This window comes from Thiorhodovibrio litoralis (assembly GCF_033954455.1).
Taxonomy (GTDB): Bacteria; Pseudomonadota; Gammaproteobacteria; order Chromatiales; family Chromatiaceae; genus Thiorhodovibrio; species Thiorhodovibrio litoralis.
This window is the reverse complement of sequence record NZ_CP121473.1, coordinates 4,182,896-4,198,579: the sequence shown is the minus strand read 5'-3', so window position 1 is coordinate 4,198,579 and position 15,684 is coordinate 4,182,896. Positions and strand designations below refer to the sequence as shown.

The 15,684-nt window shown below is 60.5% G+C and carries 17 protein-coding genes and 1 pseudogene; 7 read left to right on the top strand and 11 right to left on the bottom strand.

The window, feature by feature from the left end; translation table 11 throughout:
• Window positions 1-11 precede the first annotated feature (11 nt).
• The 5 genes from Thiosp_RS19055 to Thiosp_RS19035 all read left to right on the top strand — a co-directional run bounded on the left by Thiosp_RS19055 (window position 12) and on the right by Thiosp_RS19035 (window position 5,215).
• Window positions 12-1,316 (top strand): hypothetical protein, encoded by a 1,305-nt coding sequence (locus Thiosp_RS19055; protein ID WP_323696447.1) that lies wholly within the window; start codon window positions 12-14, stop codon window positions 1,314-1,316.
• Between the two features lie 834 nt (window positions 1,317-2,150).
• Window positions 2,151-2,690: a hypothetical protein gene (locus Thiosp_RS19050; RefSeq protein WP_201062934.1), complete on the top strand. Its 540-nt coding sequence runs from the start codon at window positions 2,151-2,153 to the stop codon at window positions 2,688-2,690.
• Window positions 2,691-2,707: 17 nt separating this feature from the next.
• Window positions 2,708-4,207 carry an IS21 family transposase gene (gene istA, locus Thiosp_RS19045; protein WP_323696454.1) on the top strand — a complete coding sequence of 500 codons (1,500 nt, stop codon included), beginning with the start codon at window positions 2,708-2,710 and terminating at the stop codon, window positions 4,205-4,207.
• A gap of 2 nt (window positions 4,208-4,209) precedes the next feature.
• Window positions 4,210-5,034 (top strand): IS21-like element helper ATPase IstB, encoded by an 825-nt coding sequence (gene istB / locus Thiosp_RS19040; protein ID WP_201062932.1) that lies wholly within the window; start codon window positions 4,210-4,212, stop codon window positions 5,032-5,034.
• Complete coding sequence (locus Thiosp_RS19035; protein ID WP_323696578.1) at window positions 5,006-5,215, top strand: hypothetical protein; 210 nt, start codon at window positions 5,006-5,008, stop codon at window positions 5,213-5,215. The genes istB and Thiosp_RS19035 overlap by 29 nt, the downstream gene beginning before the upstream one ends.
• A gap of 224 nt (window positions 5,216-5,439) precedes the next feature.
• Here the strand turns inward: Thiosp_RS19035 and Thiosp_RS19030 are convergent, their stop codons facing one another.
• The 5 genes from Thiosp_RS19030 to Thiosp_RS19010 form a co-directional block, all read right to left on the bottom strand.
• A complete protein-coding gene (locus Thiosp_RS19030; RefSeq protein WP_323696610.1) occupies window positions 5,440-6,690 on the bottom strand; it encodes a tyrosine-type recombinase/integrase in 1,251 nt (416 codons plus the stop codon).
• A 168-nt stretch (window positions 6,691-6,858) separates the two neighbouring features.
• Window positions 6,859-7,233: a site-specific integrase gene (locus Thiosp_RS19025; RefSeq protein ID WP_323696609.1), complete on the bottom strand. Its 375-nt coding sequence runs from the start codon at window positions 7,231-7,233 to the stop codon at window positions 6,859-6,861.
• Window positions 7,217-7,543, bottom strand: a complete 327-nt coding sequence (locus Thiosp_RS19020) for a hypothetical protein (RefSeq protein ID WP_201063576.1) — start codon at window positions 7,541-7,543, stop codon at window positions 7,217-7,219. Before Thiosp_RS19020 ends, Thiosp_RS19025 begins: the two co-directional genes overlap by 17 nt.
• Window positions 7,544-7,613: 70 nt before the next feature.
• Window positions 7,614-8,684 carry a Fic family protein gene (locus Thiosp_RS19015; RefSeq protein ID WP_201063574.1) on the bottom strand — a complete coding sequence of 357 codons (1,071 nt, stop codon included), beginning with the start codon at window positions 8,682-8,684 and terminating at the stop codon, window positions 7,614-7,616.
• Window positions 8,685-8,696: 12 nt separating this feature from the next.
• Window positions 8,697-8,861: a BrnA antitoxin family protein gene (locus Thiosp_RS19010; RefSeq protein ID WP_242518252.1), complete on the bottom strand. Its 165-nt coding sequence runs from the start codon at window positions 8,859-8,861 to the stop codon at window positions 8,697-8,699.
• Window positions 8,862-9,032: 171 nt separating this feature from the next.
• On the opposite strand from Thiosp_RS19010, the gene Thiosp_RS19005 reads away from it, so the two are divergent.
• Window positions 9,033-9,203 (top strand): hypothetical protein, encoded by a 171-nt coding sequence (locus tag Thiosp_RS19005; protein ID WP_201063572.1) that lies wholly within the window; start codon window positions 9,033-9,035, stop codon window positions 9,201-9,203.
• Here the strand turns inward: Thiosp_RS19005 and Thiosp_RS19000 are convergent.
• The 4 genes and pseudogenes from Thiosp_RS19000 to Thiosp_RS24815 form a co-directional block, all read right to left on the bottom strand.
• Window positions 9,195-9,620, bottom strand: coding sequence for a type II toxin-antitoxin system VapC family toxin (locus Thiosp_RS19000; RefSeq protein ID WP_201063570.1), 426 nt, complete (start codon window positions 9,618-9,620; stop codon window positions 9,195-9,197). The genes Thiosp_RS19005 and Thiosp_RS19000 overlap by 9 nt on opposite strands.
• The gene (locus tag Thiosp_RS18995; protein ID WP_201063562.1) at window positions 9,617-9,859 is read right to left on the bottom strand and encodes a type II toxin-antitoxin system Phd/YefM family antitoxin; all 243 of its coding nucleotides are present in this window, start codon (window positions 9,857-9,859) and stop codon (window positions 9,617-9,619) included. The genes Thiosp_RS19000 and Thiosp_RS18995 overlap by 4 nt, the downstream gene beginning before the upstream one ends.
• A gap of 277 nt (window positions 9,860-10,136) precedes the next feature.
• Window positions 10,137-10,358, bottom strand: a pseudogene (locus tag Thiosp_RS24820) (ATP-binding protein); the annotation flags it as partial.
• 9 nt (window positions 10,359-10,367) lie between these two features.
• The gene (locus Thiosp_RS24815) at window positions 10,368-10,919 is read right to left on the bottom strand and encodes a Uma2 family endonuclease (RefSeq protein ID WP_201063560.1); all 552 of its coding nucleotides are present in this window, start codon (window positions 10,917-10,919) and stop codon (window positions 10,368-10,370) included.
• Window positions 10,920-11,158: 239 nt separating this feature from the next.
• On the opposite strand from Thiosp_RS24815, the gene Thiosp_RS18985 reads away from it, so the two are divergent.
• Window positions 11,159-12,294 (top strand): IS630 family transposase gene (locus Thiosp_RS18985; protein WP_323696471.1). Its coding sequence is split into 2 segments (ribosomal slippage): window positions 11,159-11,585 and window positions 11,585-12,294, totalling 1,137 coding nucleotides; the frame shifts between segments, so codons are not numbered across the junction.
• 206 nt (window positions 12,295-12,500) lie between these two features.
• On the opposite strand, the gene Thiosp_RS18980 is transcribed toward Thiosp_RS18985, so the two are convergent.
• Both Thiosp_RS18980 and Thiosp_RS18975 read right to left on the bottom strand, forming a co-directional pair.
• Entirely contained in the window at window positions 12,501-14,054 is a 1,554-nt protein-coding gene (locus Thiosp_RS18980) for a PAS domain S-box protein (protein WP_323696608.1), read from the bottom strand.
• A 126-nt stretch (window positions 14,055-14,180) separates the two neighbouring features.
• Window positions 14,181-15,683 carry an ISNCY family transposase gene (locus Thiosp_RS18975; protein WP_323696607.1) on the bottom strand — a complete coding sequence of 501 codons (1,503 nt, stop codon included), beginning with the start codon at window positions 15,681-15,683 and terminating at the stop codon, window positions 14,181-14,183.
• Window position 15,684: the final 1 nt, after the last annotated feature.

Sequence of the window (15,684 nt, the reverse complement as noted above, 5' to 3'; positions counted from 1 at the left end):
GGTAAGAACTGATGAGTGCGCCTTTTGGTCGTCAATCGCTGAGTGCCGCCGGACTGCTGCGCACCGCGCGATCGGTCTTCGGGAAAATCCCGGATGAAGCGGCGAGCGACATCCCGCTGGTCGATCACCTGATGTCCGGTCTGGCGCTGTTCGGACTGAAATACCCCTCCTTGCTGCAATTCGACCAAGACCGCAAGGATGCAACCAAGCGAGCGAATCTGCGCACGCTCTACGGCATTGAGCGCGCCCCGAGCGATACCTGGTTTCGCCAACGTCTCGATGTGATGGACCCCAAGCATCTGCGCCCCTTGTACAAGGCGTTGTTGGCCGCCTTGCAGCGGGGCAAGGGCTTGGAAGGGTTTGCCTATCTGCACGGGCACTACCTGCTCTCGCTCGACGGCACCGGGTACTTCTCCTCACAGAGCATCCATTGCCAGCACTGCGCCGAGAAACACCACCGCGACGGCACCATCACCTACTACCATCAGGCGCTGGCGGCGGTGTTGGTCCACCCCGATCAGCGCGAGGTCTTTCCCTTGGCACCAGAGCCCATTATGCGCGCCGATGGGGCGAAGAAAAACGACTGCGAGCGCAACGCCAGCAAGCGGTTGTTAAGCGATGTGCGTCGCGAGCATCCGCACCTGAAACTCATCGTCATTGAGGATGCCTTGGCGTCCAACGCCCCGCACATCCGCCATCTTCAGGCGTTGAACATGCGCTTCATCCTCGGTGCCAAGGAAAGCGACCATGGCTTTCTGTTCGACTGGGTGGCCAACACCCCAACGACGATCGTGCGCGAGTACAAGGACGAAGACGGCACGCGCCACCGCTTTCGCTCTCTCAACGGTGCCCCATTGAATGAGTCCAATTTTGACCTGGAGGTCAATTTCCTCGAGTACTGGGAGCACGCCCCGGATGGCAAGGTGACCCATTTCTCCTGGGTCACCGACATTCCCATCGACGACACCAACCTGATGACTTTGATGCGAGGAGCCCGCGCCCGCTGGAAAATCGAGAACGAAACCTTTAACACCCTGAAAAATCAAGGCTATCACTTCGAGCACAACTTCGGTCACGGCGATCAACACTTAAGCACCGTGCTGATGCATCTGATGATGCTGGCGTTTCTCATCGACCAGATCCAACAACGCTGTTGTCGGCTGTTTCAAACCGCAATGACAGCGGCGCAGAGCAAGATCCGGTTGTGGGATCAGCTACGCCATCGCTTCAATCTCTGCCTGATCCCAAATTGGGAGGCCCTGTATCGCTCCATCTTCGATCCGCCCAAACTCGTCCTGACCTGGGATACTTCCTAGACGACCGCCGTGACCGAGCGCTCGTGTGATGATGTTCAGGGGATAACCAACAGCCAGCTTGCACCATCACGGCTTACCCGTGAGGTTTTCCTCTGCCCAGGGGTTTCGCAACGCTCGCTCAATCGACGGGCGCGCGACCGAATGGGGAGCAGCGGGAATTGCTGACCGGCGGGACAGGGTCTTGCTATTGTCCGTTATTGTCCGTTATAGTCGCTTATATTGCGTTATTCGCAAACGAACAGACCAGACGCCTATCACTCCGGCAAGGATGCTCGGAGCGGTCACAAGTGCATCAAGCGCCCGTCCGAGCCTATCGGACAACCGGACCGGATGGTGTTACCAGCACCTCCGGTCTTTTTTTGTCCTAAGCTGTCCACAATACCTTGCTTTCGTCCGTTGTCAACCACTATATCTTGTGCGCGCGTTAGAGCTAACGCGCAACATCTAGTCTTTTTGACTGGCGTCAATTCGCGTCAGTGTTGACTGACAGCACAGGATTGTAGATGGCGCTCAAAAAGCGCTTATAGCCGGTGAATAGCGCAGTCAACCGCCAACGAGGCTGGTGACAAACCCCAGTCTCAGGTTGGTGTGGAAAGGCAGATCCAGGGGCCGAGGAGCGCACACCGGGAAGGAGCCCGGAGGGCGACTGGACGGTGTGCGCTCCTCGGCGCAGCGCCCGCGCGCGGCGGCTTGGTGTTGCGGGAGGGTCGCGTCATCGCCCTCGTCGGGGGTGACAACCGCGGAAAAAGCAGGTAGAGGCTTGGGGCCGTTGAGACAGGCGCGACCGCGGCTTCGACCACCACAGTCTCTCCGCGACCGCGCCCCCAACCGTGCATGGCACGGCCCGCCGGCAGTATCGGCCTGGCGGGAGAATACATCCACCCTCATCGGCGGGAGCCGCCGATGTGCGCCCATTGCGCCCCATGCCTCAGTGCCCGTCTGTTCCTCTGTGCCCGTTGCCGTCAGCAGGTCGTACTCTGCAGTCGCTGTGATCGCGGCAACCGCTATTGCGGCCCCACCTGCGCACAACGTGCCCGGCACGACGCCCAGCGTGCCGCCGCCCGACGCTACCAATCCAGCCGTCGCGGGCGCCATACCCATGCCGCCCGCCAAGCGCGCTACCGCCGTCGCCAGCGCGAAAAAGTGACGCATCAGGGTTCACCCCCGCGCCCATCCGATCAATGCTCCTGTGAGAACACCCCCACGCCGATTGCCGTGGCAGAGCCGGTCGCCGTTCTCAATCCCGCGGCGGTTGCCGATGATGCCCAGGTCCCCGAGGTGCCCTGTCATCGCTGCGGGTGTGAGTGCTCGCCTCTTCTGCGCCAAGGTTTTCTCCGCCGCCCGCAGTCAGGCGTTGCTGGCCGCGACCCCTGAAGCCAACAGGAGCCATCATGACCATCCCTTCCGAGCTCGAAGCCAAGATCCTGCGCTACTTCCTTGCTGAGCACTGGCGCGTCGGCACCATCGCCCAGCAGCTCGGCGTGCATCACGCCACCGTCGATCGGGTGCTGTCCCAGTCCGGACTGCCCAAAGTCGAGCGCGCCGCGCGTCCCTCGCTCATCGACCCCTATCTGCCCTTTGTCGTGGAGACGCTCAAGACCTATCCGCGTCTCACCGCCAGCCGGCTCTATGCCATGGTGCGCGAGCGCGGCTATCGCGGCGGGCCGGATCATTTCCGCCATTTGATTGCCCATGTGCGCCCACGCCCGCAGCCCGAGGCCTTTCTGCGCTTAAAGACCCTGCCCGGTGAGCAGGCCCAAGTCGACTGGGGCCACTTTGGCAAGCTCACCATTGGCCGGGCCACCCGCACCCTGATGGCCTTTGTGATGGTGCTGAGCTTCTCGCGGGCGGTGTTTCTGCGCTTCTTTCTCGATGCCCAGATGGCCAACTTCCTGCGCGGGCATGTCGGCGCCTTCGCGGCCTGGGGCGGCGTGCCGCGGGTGCTGCTGTATGACAACCTCAAAAGCGCGGTGCTTGAGCGCCAGGGCGAGGCAATACGCTTTCATCCAACGCTGTTGGAACTGGCCGGTCATTATCGCTTCGAGCCACGTCCGGTCGCGGTGGCGCGAGGGAATGAAAAAGGCCGCGTGGAGCGGGCGATTCGCTACATTCGCGACAGTTTCTTTGCTGCGCGCACCTTCAGTGATCTGGCGGATTTGAATGCCCAGGCTGATACCTGGTGTCAGGGCCAGGCGGCGGATCGGCCGTGCCCGGAGGACCGCGCGCAGTCAGTGCGCGCGGTTTTTGAACAAGAACGCCCGCATCTGCTGGCCTTGCCGCCGGTTCCCTTTCCTACCGAAGAGCAGGTGGCGGTGTCGGTCGGGAAGACGCCCTATGTGCGCTTTGACCGCAACGACTATTCCATTCCCCACACTCATGTGCGCCGCACGCTCACGGTGGTGGCGTCGCTCGGGCAGGTGCGGGTGCTCGATGGGGCCGCGGTGATCGCCACTCATGCGCGCTCCTTCGATGCCGGGGCGCAGGTGGAGGACCCGGCGCATGTGGCCGAGCTGGTGGCGCGCAAGCGCGCCGCGCGTCAGCACCGGGGGCAGGATCGGTTGATCCAGGCGGTACCGATCAGTCAGACCCTGCTGACCCAGGCCGCTGAACGCGGGGAGCCCTTGGGCAGCATGACGGCGGCTTTGCTGCGCCTGCTCGATTCCTATGGGGCGGCGGAGCTGACAGCGGCAATCGAGGAGGCGCTGGCGCGCGAGGTGCCGCATCCCAATGCGGTGCGCCTGGCGCTGGAGCGCCGCCGCGAGGCGCGCGGACAGCCGCCGCCGATTCCGGTCACCCTGCCGGCGGATGCGCGGGTGCGCGAGGTGGTGGTGCGCACCCCGGCGCTGGGGGATTACGACCAGTTGCATGATGAACCGCCACGGGAGGACTGAGCATGAGTGAACAGGATCCGCAGATGCTGAAACAACGCGCCCAGGCGCTGAAGCTCTATGGGGTGCTGGCGCATTGGGCGGAGGTGGTGGACGCGCCTTGGCTGGTGAGCGTGTTGCAGTGGGAGGAAGAGGCCCGGGCGCAGCGCTCGCTGGAGCGACGCATGAAGCAGGCGCACTTGGGGCGGTTCACACCACTGGCGGATTTCGATTGGAATTGGCCCAAGCGCTGTGATCGCGCGGCGATTGAGGAGTTGATGGGCCTTGGCTTTGTCGCCGAGGCGCTGAATGTGGTGCTGATCGGCCCCAACGGGGTGGGCAAGACGACGATTGCGCGCAATCTGGCGCGGCAGGCGGTGCTGGCCGGGCGCACGGTGCTGTGCACGTCGGCGGCGGCGATGCTCAATGCGCTGCTGGAAGCCGACGGGGAGCGGGCGCTGCGCGCGCGCCTGAATGCCTATGCCCGCGTGCAGCTGTTGCTGATCGATGAGATCGGGTATCTGTCGTATTCCAACCGCCACGCGGATTTGCTCTTTGAGGTGGTGTCACGCCGCTATGAGAGGCATCCGACCCTGGTGACAACGAACCGCCCCTTTGCCGAGTGGGGGGAGGTGTTTCCCAATGCCGCCTGTGTGGTGTCGCTGATCGATCGCTTGGTCCATCACGCGGAGATCATTCAGATCGATGGGGAGTCCTATCGGCTCAAGGAGGCGAAGGAGTCCGCGACGCGGCGGCGTGAGCAGCGCGCGGCACGGACCAAGCCGGCGTCAAAGACGCCTCCAGCACAGCCAGGAGAGGAGCATGTATCCACCCCCGATGATTCCCTATGATTGGTCGCCCGAGCAGGCGCTGGCGGTCGTTGACTGGTTGGAGATGCTCTGCGAGGGAATTTATGAGATCCATGGCCTCGCTATCGCCGAGGCCCGCGAACAGGCCTATCAGGAGCAACTGCGCGATGAACGTCAGCTGCCCTTGCCGTTGTTTCCTTTCTACAACGATGATCCGTTCTGAGTGACCTTCACCGGCCACCGGGCGCGGCTCGCTGTTCGGTGGCTCACCCTTCGCCTTCAGCGAGGGCGTCGCTTTGTCGGGCGGCTGGACTTCACCGTTTATCCGCAGGTTTGTTCAGCCGCTAACACAGGATGTCTTGATACCCTGACAGACGCGCCAAACTTGCCGCCAAGTGTCGCAAGAGTCGCAAGAGTCGCAGTCGCAAACCCTCGGGAGCTGAAAATTCAGCCGGCCTTGCGCCGCTCTGCCAGGTCGACCACGTCAGCCGATGGCCTGGTGCACCAGTCGCTCCACTGCTCCATCAAGCGCCGCCGCTTTGCGAGCAAGTCGCCTCTCTGGTAAGCCTGCTCCACCTTGCTCTCGAGCGCATGCGCAAGAGCTGCTTCGACTATCTCTCTCGGTGCGGTCGAGACTTCGCCAGACCATGTCTTGAATGTCGCGCGCATGCCATGCGGAACCGCATCTCCGCGCGTGCCTTTGACGCCGTAGCCCATGCGGCGCATCTGCATCAGTAGCGCCATATTCGACAGCGGCTTGCCTTTGCGCTCGCCTGGAAATAGCCAGTCTTCGCCGTCGACGCGCGGGAGCTGGTCGAGGATGGCGCGCATCTCATCTGTGAGCGGGACGCGGTGGTCAACGCGGGTCTTCATCCGCTCGCCAGGTATCGACCAGACGCCTGACTCGAGGTCTATCTCCGACCACGTCGCTTTGAGCGTCTCTGATGTCCTGGTGGCCGTGAGGATCAGCCAGCGAAGCGCCAGCGCGGACAGACCCTCGGTGGCCACAAGCTCTGCATAGAAGCGCGGGAGGTCTCGGTGGTCAAGCGCCGGGTGATGCCGGGTGACGCCGCCTGTCTTTTGCCGCTTCACCTTCGCCGCCGCTGGCAAGAGCTTGTCCAGATGGCCGCGCCACCTTGCCGGGTTGAGCGGATCGCGCCACCCATGCGCCGATGCGAAGTCGAGGATATTCTCCACCCGACCTTGCACCCGCTTTGCCGTCTCTGTGCGGGAGTGCCATATCGGCTCGAGGATAGCCAGCACATCCGCTGTTGTGATGCTGTCGACCGGCTTGCTGCCGATGACTGGCCGCGCGTAAGTCCGCATGGTCGAGACCCACTGACGCCGATGCTTCGGGTTAGACCATGACCGCTTGCGACCACGGATAAAGCGCGCTGCTACCTGGGTGAAGGAAGGGACCGACGGCTCTGCATCAGCATCGTCGACGGGAGCATCGAGCGGGTCAACGCCGGCCTTGAGCTGGTCGCGCGCCTTAGCCGCCTGGTCGCGCGCATCTGCCAGGGTTGTGCTCGGGTAGCTGCCGAGTCCTTTCGCGCGGGACTTGCCGCTGTAGCTGTAGCGAAAGACCCATTTCTTGCTACCATTCTTGCCGACAACCAGATACAGGTTGCCGCCGTCGCTGATGGTCTTGCGCGCGGTCTGCGCCTGCCTGTCTGTGAGCTTGTGAATTGCCGCCATGTCTGGACCCTCCGCTGATGTCGGTATACAAGCCAGTATACAAACATGCATCGGCTCGCACCAGACAATAGCAGACGATAAGGACAGCGACTCCCATTTATATCAGCGGTTTAGCAGACGGTAGCAGACGGTGCGGACAGGTATCCAGCGGACACCCTCTCCGCCAAATCAATAACTTACAGCATCTTTGTGAGCGTCCTCATTCTTGGTCGATTTGGCACCGTGACTAAATCGTGACTCAAGGTCGAGGACCGCCACCGCGTTACGGATATTTTCCGGGGCAAGATGAGCGTAACGCTCGGTCATCTTGATCGTGCTATGGCCAAGAACATCTCGGACTTCGGTCAGCGGAACCCCAGCCTGAACGAGCCACGCGGCACAGGTATGGCGGAGATCATGAAAGCGAAAATCGCTGATGCCGACATCCTTGCACGCCCTAGCAAAGCCTGTGCTTGAAGAGCGCATCCGTGACCCATCCTTGCGACAGAAAACCCATTGGCTGTTTGGGCAATGAGCGTCGCGATACTCAGCGCAGCTTCTCACACTCGGTTTTGCCCGAGCCGGTACCGGTGGCGATCAGGGTGGAACGCTCTTGGCTGTAGCAGTGCGTCCAGGCCTGCTTCTGGTGCAGATGCGCCGGATGCTCGGTTTGGAAGCCGGAAAAGAAATCCTGCCCGCGGGTGCCAGCAACAAAGGGCAGCCCAAGCTGCACATAAGGCCCCTTGATCCAGTTCGGCTGCTCGATCAGCCTGCGCACCGCGTCCCGGAACAGCGCCGTCGACGGCTCAAACTGCACCCGCAGGGTTTCCGCGACTCCGTGGCGGACTTCATCAACGATCAGCGAAGGAAGCATCCTGGCACCTCATCCATGGGTTATTACCCCTTTCATTACCCTTATTCAAGGGTCATTCATTACCCTTATTCTAGCCCTGAACGCCGCCGCGAGACCAGGTCGCACCCGCGCCGCGCCCCGAGCAGGCGATGATTCCCCGGGATTGCTGTTCGCGCAGGACGTGGCGGATCATGTCGCGACTGACACTTGGACAGACTTGCTCAAGCTCGCTAATTTTGCAGGCGCTGCCCGGTTTAGCCAGAAGCCGCTCGATGCCGTTGAGAACCATCTCGCGCTTCTCCCCGCGCGGGGCCTTGATCTCCCCCACCCGATCGACGAAGTCGCGGTAGGCCTCCTTCATGATTGACAGCACATAATGGATGTAGGGCCAAGGATTGTGCTCTGCTGTGTGCCAGCCTCGTGAGCTTTCCTCCAAGGTTTCGTAATAGCGGTCCTTGTTCTGCTCCACCAAGCGTTCCAAGCTGATGTAACGACCGACCTCGTAACCCAGTTGGAGACTCTGCAACAGCCATAGCAGACGCGAGACACGACCATTGCCGTCGCGGAAGGGGTGTATGCACAAAAAGTCCAGATTAAAGGCGGCCAGGGCCAGCAGTGGCGGAATCCAGCGCTCAGCGCGGCACGACTGCCAGTCGTGGATCAGGCTCGCCATGGCTGCTTCCGTGTCCAACGCCTTAACGGTGCGAAAGCGTATCCGCTCTGAGCCGTTAGGATACCGCTCGATGATGTCGCTGTCTTTCGATTTGTACTGCCCGGCATCCCAGATCTGGCCCCGTGCCAGCCCATGGAGGCGGCAGACTGTTTCCTGGCTGATTGACAAGTCGCGGGCCTGCTGGTGAATCAGCTCCAGCGCATCGCGATAGCCGCGGACTTCTTCTTCATCCCGGTCACGGAAGATCGGTCGTGGTGCCGCCAGGACATCTCGCACCCGCTGGGGATCAACACTGACGCCCTCGATGCGGTTCGATGACAGCGCGCTTTCGACCATGGCCGATTCCCGCAGGGCCTTGAGACGCTGTGGTGCCTGCTGGGTATAGAGTTCCTGCTTGCCGCGCAGCTCGCCTAGGTCGTTCAGATACCAGGCCGTGCTGGGCTCGATAGCCAGACGATTGAGCGCGAACAGGCGCAGCGTGGTTGTCAAGGGTTCAATCCGCTATGAGTTTTGGGTTGATTGGAAGAAGAGCGCGCGTATGGCGTCATTGATGCGCTGTTGCCAGCCCGGGCCGGTGGCCTCCATTGCAGCGAGCACGTCGGCGTCGAAGCAGATGGTGGTCGAGACCTGGCGTGCGGCCGACAAGGGGCGCTCGCCATGGTGCAACCCTGGTTTGACTGCTGCCCATTCGGAGTCGGTTAGCGGGCGTGCGTCCGGATCGGATAGCGCCGCCTTTTGTGATGGCGGCGTCTTCTGTTCGCTTGTTGAGCAAGATTTTGCGCCCGTTACGGGTCGTTAAATAGTTCTCGGGCATAATCATTAGTCCAGATCAGCGCGATGTCCCATTCCAACCAAGCGAAAGATGACGCATCAGGCCAGGCGTCGATACAACTCGCGATTCTTGGTCAACACCTAATCGGCCGCCTGGTCAAAATCCTGGTTTTGCTGTTTGATCAGCGCATCAATGGAATCGGCCAGCAGTTCATGATTCTGGTGCTGTTATGCTGAATCGTAGATGCTTGCTCCCGCTTGGCGCGCGGCCTCAACGAGTTTGGCGTCGAAAGAAGCCAGAACCGATCCTGTCCGCAGGGTCAGTTCGAGATAGGTGGCATCATAGGCTGACAGTCGATGCTCGCGCCCCAGTGCCATCACGAAATCCCGGCGACTCGCCACCGTTAAGGCATCGGTCTCAATCGGTAAGCGTGACAAGCGGTGCAAATAGTCGATGACTTGCGCCTGAGTGACTACATTGCGTCGTTCAGCCACGAGCAACGCATTCGCCACCTCGGTATGCCATAGCACCGGAACCCCGACTTCCAGCCCGATCATCGCCTCCAACAACTGGTCCGCTCGCGCGTTTTCTTGTGGATCGACGCGCTCGAAGATCCAGGCCAACGCCATGGAGGCGTCGAGTACCAGCTTCATCGCCGACCCTCGCGAATCCAGTCGCTGACCGTCGCTGGATCAAGAGCCCGCACCCTCGGGAAGGCACGCATCGCGGCAATGGCGGCACACCTGTCGTCCGCATGAGATTCGTCTGTCGGCACCAGATCGGCCATGGGTTTTCCGCGTAGCGTGATCCTGTAGTGACGCCCACCCTGAACTTGGCGCAACAATTCGGGCAGCTTGGTCTTCGCATCGTAAGAGCCGATTTCAACAAACATCGCGAAACTCCAATAAACTGGTCTATGTACTAGTCTAGTGCAAGAAGCCGCTTCTGTAACACCTGCCAATCGCCCGGTCAGCTCACGCGAATTCATCGCCTGGATCCCATCACCCCAGCGAGCACTTGCACGAAGGGCATCGGCTCGACTTCAAGAGTGTCTTTGATCCAATTGCGCATTCCAGAGCATCCGGCCACCTATTCCACCGTCATCCGGCCACCATTTCCAGGCCCATCCGGCCGGGCAGTCGGAGCGAAGCGACGCAGGGGTTTCATTGTTACTCGCTCACCGTCCCAGCGGTCAAGTTCGGTGCGCGGCGTTTGCGCAGCGACTCCCCCTTCAAGGTCAGGCGATAGGCGCTATGGAGCAAGCGGTCAAGGATTGCGTCAGCCAGCGTTGGATCACCGATCAGCCCATGCCAATGCTCCACCGGCACCTGGCTGGTGATCAGCGTGGCGCGCTGGCCGTGGCGGTCATCGAGTAGTTCAAGCAATTGCCGGCCTTTAATTCAGCCACGACCGAGCAGAGCATCCAGCTCCAGCTCGATAGCGTCGAATGGCGGGATACGGGCGCGCTCGCCGCCCTCAAGAATGGCGATCTCGCGCCAATCGCCATCGCTCAGATGGTAGGCGATCAGCCGCCGCTCCTCGGGCCAGATCAGCCAGTAATGGGGCACGCGATGACGCTTCAGCAGCAGCGGCACTACCAGGGTGTCTTTCCGCTCATGTCCCGGTGAAACGATCTCGCAGACCCAATCCGGCGGCAGATCGATGACGCCTTCAGGCAGCCGGGGCAGCCGCTCCCGTCGCCAGCCGGCCAGATCGTGCGATGGGCATTCGTGAACCTCGTAGGCCACGCTGACCTCGGTGGCAAACCACCAGCCACCGCCGGGGCCATCGGGGCTGGCGAACGGATAGAGCTCGACGCGCAGGTTGCCTTGTGCGACGCCGTGCGCGATGCGCGCCATCGGCCGCCGGACGATGTCGCCGTTGATCAGTTCCATCCGCTCGTCCGGGCACAGGAGCAGATCGTCGAGGGTGTTCAGTTTCAGTGCTTCCATGAGGGCACCTCCAGCAATGGTGACGAAACGCCGCTATCGTCGCGCAACTAGCCCGCTCACGCCAGCGACTTGGCCGGTGGAAAGCTGTTACGAATCGCATCCCGTCACTCGGCAAGCACAGTGACCTGGGCTTGGTTCCGTCGCCAAAGGGATGGATCACTAGTACCTTATTTCGGCTTATGTTGCGAAAACAAGCCGCTAGTGGTATCTCTTAGAGCATTGCAGAAGGAGATACCGCTATGACAAAGAAATATGTAGTCCGTCTCAGCGATGAAGAGCGTGGTTTGTTGGAAGACCTGGTGAGCAAAGGGCAAGCGGCGGCGCAGAAGATCAAACATGCGAATGTATTGCTCAAGGTCGATGCCGAAGGGGCGAATTGGAGCGATGCACAAGCCGCTGAGGCGTTCGGTTGCGCGCCGCGCACTGTCTTCAGCATTCGCGAGCGGTTCGTCGAACAAGGATTTGAAGCGGCGCTTTCACGCAAGCAACGTGAGCACCCGAGCTGCGAGCCCCTGCTCGATGGGGAAAAGCAGGCGCGGTTGGTGCAAATTGCCTGTAGCGAGCCGCCTCCCGGATACGCGCGCTGGACGTTGAATTTACTCGCGGGGAAGTTGGTGGAACTGGATGTCGTTGAGAGCATCTCGGCACCCACGGTGATGCGCGCACTAAAAAAAACGCACTCCAACCGCATCGGCGCAAGTGCTGGGTGATTCCCCCCGGGGAAGACGCCGCCTTTGTGGCGCAAATGGAAGATGTCCTGGAGGTCTACCGCCGCCCCTACGACCCCAAGAAGCCAGTTGTCTGCATTGATGAACAACCGACCCAGTTGATTGCCGAGACACGCCAGCCCCTGCCGATGCAACCGGGCCAACCCGAACGCTACGATTATGAATATGAGCGCGCCGGTACGGCGGTGAACTTCATGATCACAGAACCCTTGGGGCAATGGCGCAAAGTCAGTGTGCGCGAAACCAAAACCGCGATCGATTTAGCCCAAGAAATCAAGACATTGCTGGACGTGGACTATCCCGACGCCGAGAAAGTCGTTATCGTCTGGGACAACCTCAATACGCATACGCCCGCCTCTCTGTACAAAGCCTTCCCACCTGAGGAAGCGCGGCGGTTGATCGAGCGCTTGGAAATCCACTACACACCAAAGCACGGCAGCTGGTTGGACATTGCCGAAATCGAACTCAGTGTCATGACCAAGCAGTGCCTAGACCGCCGCATCGGCGATATCGAAACGCTTCGCCGCGAAACCGCCGCCTGGGCAGAACAACGCAACGAGGCCCAAATCGGCGTCGACTGGCAATTCACCAACGACAAAGCGCGTGTGAAGTTGAAGCACTTATATCCGCAAGTTAAGCTGAAATGAGGTACTAGTCCGCTGTTTCAGTATCTGGCCGCGCAGACCGGGATGTATCCCAAGTGGAACTTCTACAAGTACCTCATCAACCGCGACGGCCAGGTTGTCGAGGTTTTCTCCAGCATGACAAACCCAAAGAGCGGCAAGATAGTCATTGCAGACAGCGCCGTTAAACGGACCTTGCGTTAAAGCGGGTGATGTTGGGATGTCGATCATCATTCATCCGCGCCAAGCACCATGCCTGGCGTATGGCGTTCGACCCGATTGCGACCGTTGCGCTTGGCCGCGTACATGGCCAAGTCGGCGTGTTTGAGCAGGGCGTCCAGGTCGGGACTGGTATCATCGAGCTCGACCACACCCAGGCTGATGGTCACCTGAAGTTCCTGGTCGTCATCAAGCTCGATCTGGGTGTCCTCGACGGCTGCGCGCAGGCGCTCGGCGACCTGCATCGCTTCCTCTATGCCAGTTTCGGGCAGCCCTGCCACGAACTCCTCGCCGCCAAAACGGGCGGAGATATCCACCTCCCGCAGTGTCCTTAGCACGGCTGCGGCAATGGCCATGAGTACCCCGTCACCCACATTATGTCCGTAGATATCGTTGACCTTCTTGAAATGGTCGACGTCGAATAGGATCAGGGAAAAGTGATGTGGATAACGGAGGCAGCGTTCCAACTCATGCTTCGCCAGGTCAAGAAAGTGACGACGATTCGGGAGTTTCGTCAAATCGTCAACGGTGGCGAGAAGTCGCATTTTTTCTTCACTGGCTTTGAGCGCATCGTCAGCCCGCTTGCGGTCAGTAACATCCCGGCTGACACCGACGATGCCGCAGTATTTGTCATACTCATCAAAAACGGGCGTAGTGGTGGATTCAATCCACAGGCTCCGACCGTCTTTGGTGTGCTTTTCCACCTCAATTCGATAAGGAGAACGATCCGGGTTTCCCGCCTTGATGGACGCCATGCGCTTGGCCTCATGGCTCATAATGACCTTCCGGGAATCGGCTGGAATCAGCTTTTCCGGCAATCCGCGACCGAGTTCCTCTAACCTGTAACCATAGAGGCGCTCGAACGCCGGGCTGACGAAGGTGTAGTTCTGGTGCTCATCCATGGTCCAGATCGCATCGGCGGCATGATCAGCCAGCAGGCGATATCTGGCCTCTCCTTCCTCCAGGGCCTGAACCGTTTCTTTCAGCAGCGTGATGTCCTGCATATGCGAGATAAAGTGCAACGGCTTGCCCTGGGAGTCGCGCACCAGGGTGCTGGATATCCGACTCCAGATCATCTGACCGTCTTTGCGGATATGGCGCTTTTCAAATATGTCGCTGGTGATCTCTCCGGCAATGCTGCGCGCAATGAAGCGTGAACTAACATCTTTGTCGCTCGCATGTGTGAGGTCATTCACCGTCATGGAGGCAAACTCGGCCCTGGAATAGCCGAAGAGGTCGCACATCCGGTCATTGACTCGGGTGATCTTTCCAGCGAGATCCACAATGCAAATGCCGTCATTCGCATGTTGAAAGGCCACGCGGAATTCTTCCTCGCTCGCTTCGAGCAAGGCTTGCGTCTGCTTCCGATCCAGATACAGACCTAAGGCCTGCGAGGCGGCGCGCAACAAATTGACATCGTCATCTGTCCACTGTTTTGCTGTGTGGACTTCATCAAACCCAATGAACCCGAACCATTGGTCGTGAGACCAAATCGGGATAATTAGTGCCTGACCGAAAACTCGATTTTTTGACAATCCCTTGCCGGAGCCAGCAGCAGAAAGCACGGTTGGTCTACGACTTTTCTTTGCTGGCAGCGGCGCGGACGCGCTTATTGCGAATAATTCGCATAAAGGTCAAGCTCCAGACAGACAACCCCTTGGGACCGCTTGGCAGCGCCCCGCGGAATCGCTTCAGGCGGCGCGTTTTAGGCGCTCGCGTTTGCGTCGCTGGCGCTCAGCTTCCGCATCGCGGGCAATCAGGACGGCCCCAAGGCGATGGATGTTGCGCCCCAGCACCGCAAGAGCGACATAGCGCTCGAAGCCCTCTTCGCCATGGTCGGGACAGCGATCAAGACCATGGGCTTCCAAGGCGTTGATCGCCGATTCGACCGCCGAGTGCTGGCGTTTGCGCCGGCGGAATTCGGGATCCTGTTCGCGTTCAAGCTCGGCGGCGTTGCACTTGCCTTTCTTGGGCAACACCGGGAAGTCGATGACCTCGGCGAGCTGCTTTTGGTTGCTGGGACTGTGGAAGCCTTTGTCGAAACTGAGGCTTTTGATGCGCGGGTAGCAGGCGCTCAAACGGGTGGCGATGGGCACCGCGACTTGATCGTCGGTTTCGCCGAACATCACCCGATGGTGAAGGATAAAGCCGAACTGATCCTCGCTGATGGCCACACGCACGCCGAGCTCCACCGGGGTGCCGGCCTTGCCTTTAGCGATCCATTCGGTATGGGGCTCAAAGATGGAGAAGACTTTCTCCTCATGAGGAATGCGCTCGCCCTGCAGGACGCGACGCTCGATCTGGTCAATGAGCAGCTCGGCATAGGCGATGCAGTCATCGAGCAGGGTGAATTGTTCAGCCGGGACATGGCAAAACACCGCGAGCTTGTAGCGGGTGTCCTTGGCGCGCGCGAGGAACTGCTCGGCCTGCTCGAGATACGCACGATAGGCGGCGTGAATGTCCTCCAGACGCGCGGCGCGCTTGGCTTCATCCTTGGAGGTGGAGCGCTTGAGTTGCTGCAGGCGCCGATAGAGCTTTCTCAGACAACGGATGTTGTAGGCGCTTTGGCGCCAGTCGGTGAGGCCATGGTCTGCGCACAACGACGCCGAGATCTCGATGGCCTTGCGCACGGCGTCCAGCAGCAGATTGATGTCGGTGGGGAAATGCACGTTGGTCTCGACGACAACGGAGTCGCAGCGCGCTTCCAGCGGGGCGTCAGGATGGGGTTTGACTAAATCATGCCCAGCCTTGACCACCACGGCATTGATGCGCTCAAGCACTTCCGGGGTGAACAGGCGCAGGTTGTCTTTGATGGTCTGAAGGCCGTAGCGATACTCATCGGCCCAGTCGCTGTGCCCCAGCATCTGGCGCACCAGGCGGTGCTGGTTGGCCAGTTCCTGCGCCCGGTCGAAGTCAGCATTCAAGCCCAGGCGCAAGGTGCCCAGCACCAGAATGCGCCACTGTGACATGCCAGGACGCCCGGTATCGGCGCTGACGAATTCTTCCCCGTCGGCGCGCACTGGCAGCACATCGGCGAGGATGGCAAAGACCTCTTCGCGCAGCGCCTCGGTGGTGTAGATGTGTTGCAGGCCCCGAAGCAGCCGGGGGATGTCGTCGCGGGAGAAGCAGTCGAACTCAATGGCGGCGATGTCACACTCGCCAAGTTGCATCTGGGCACGGATGATGTCGCGCATG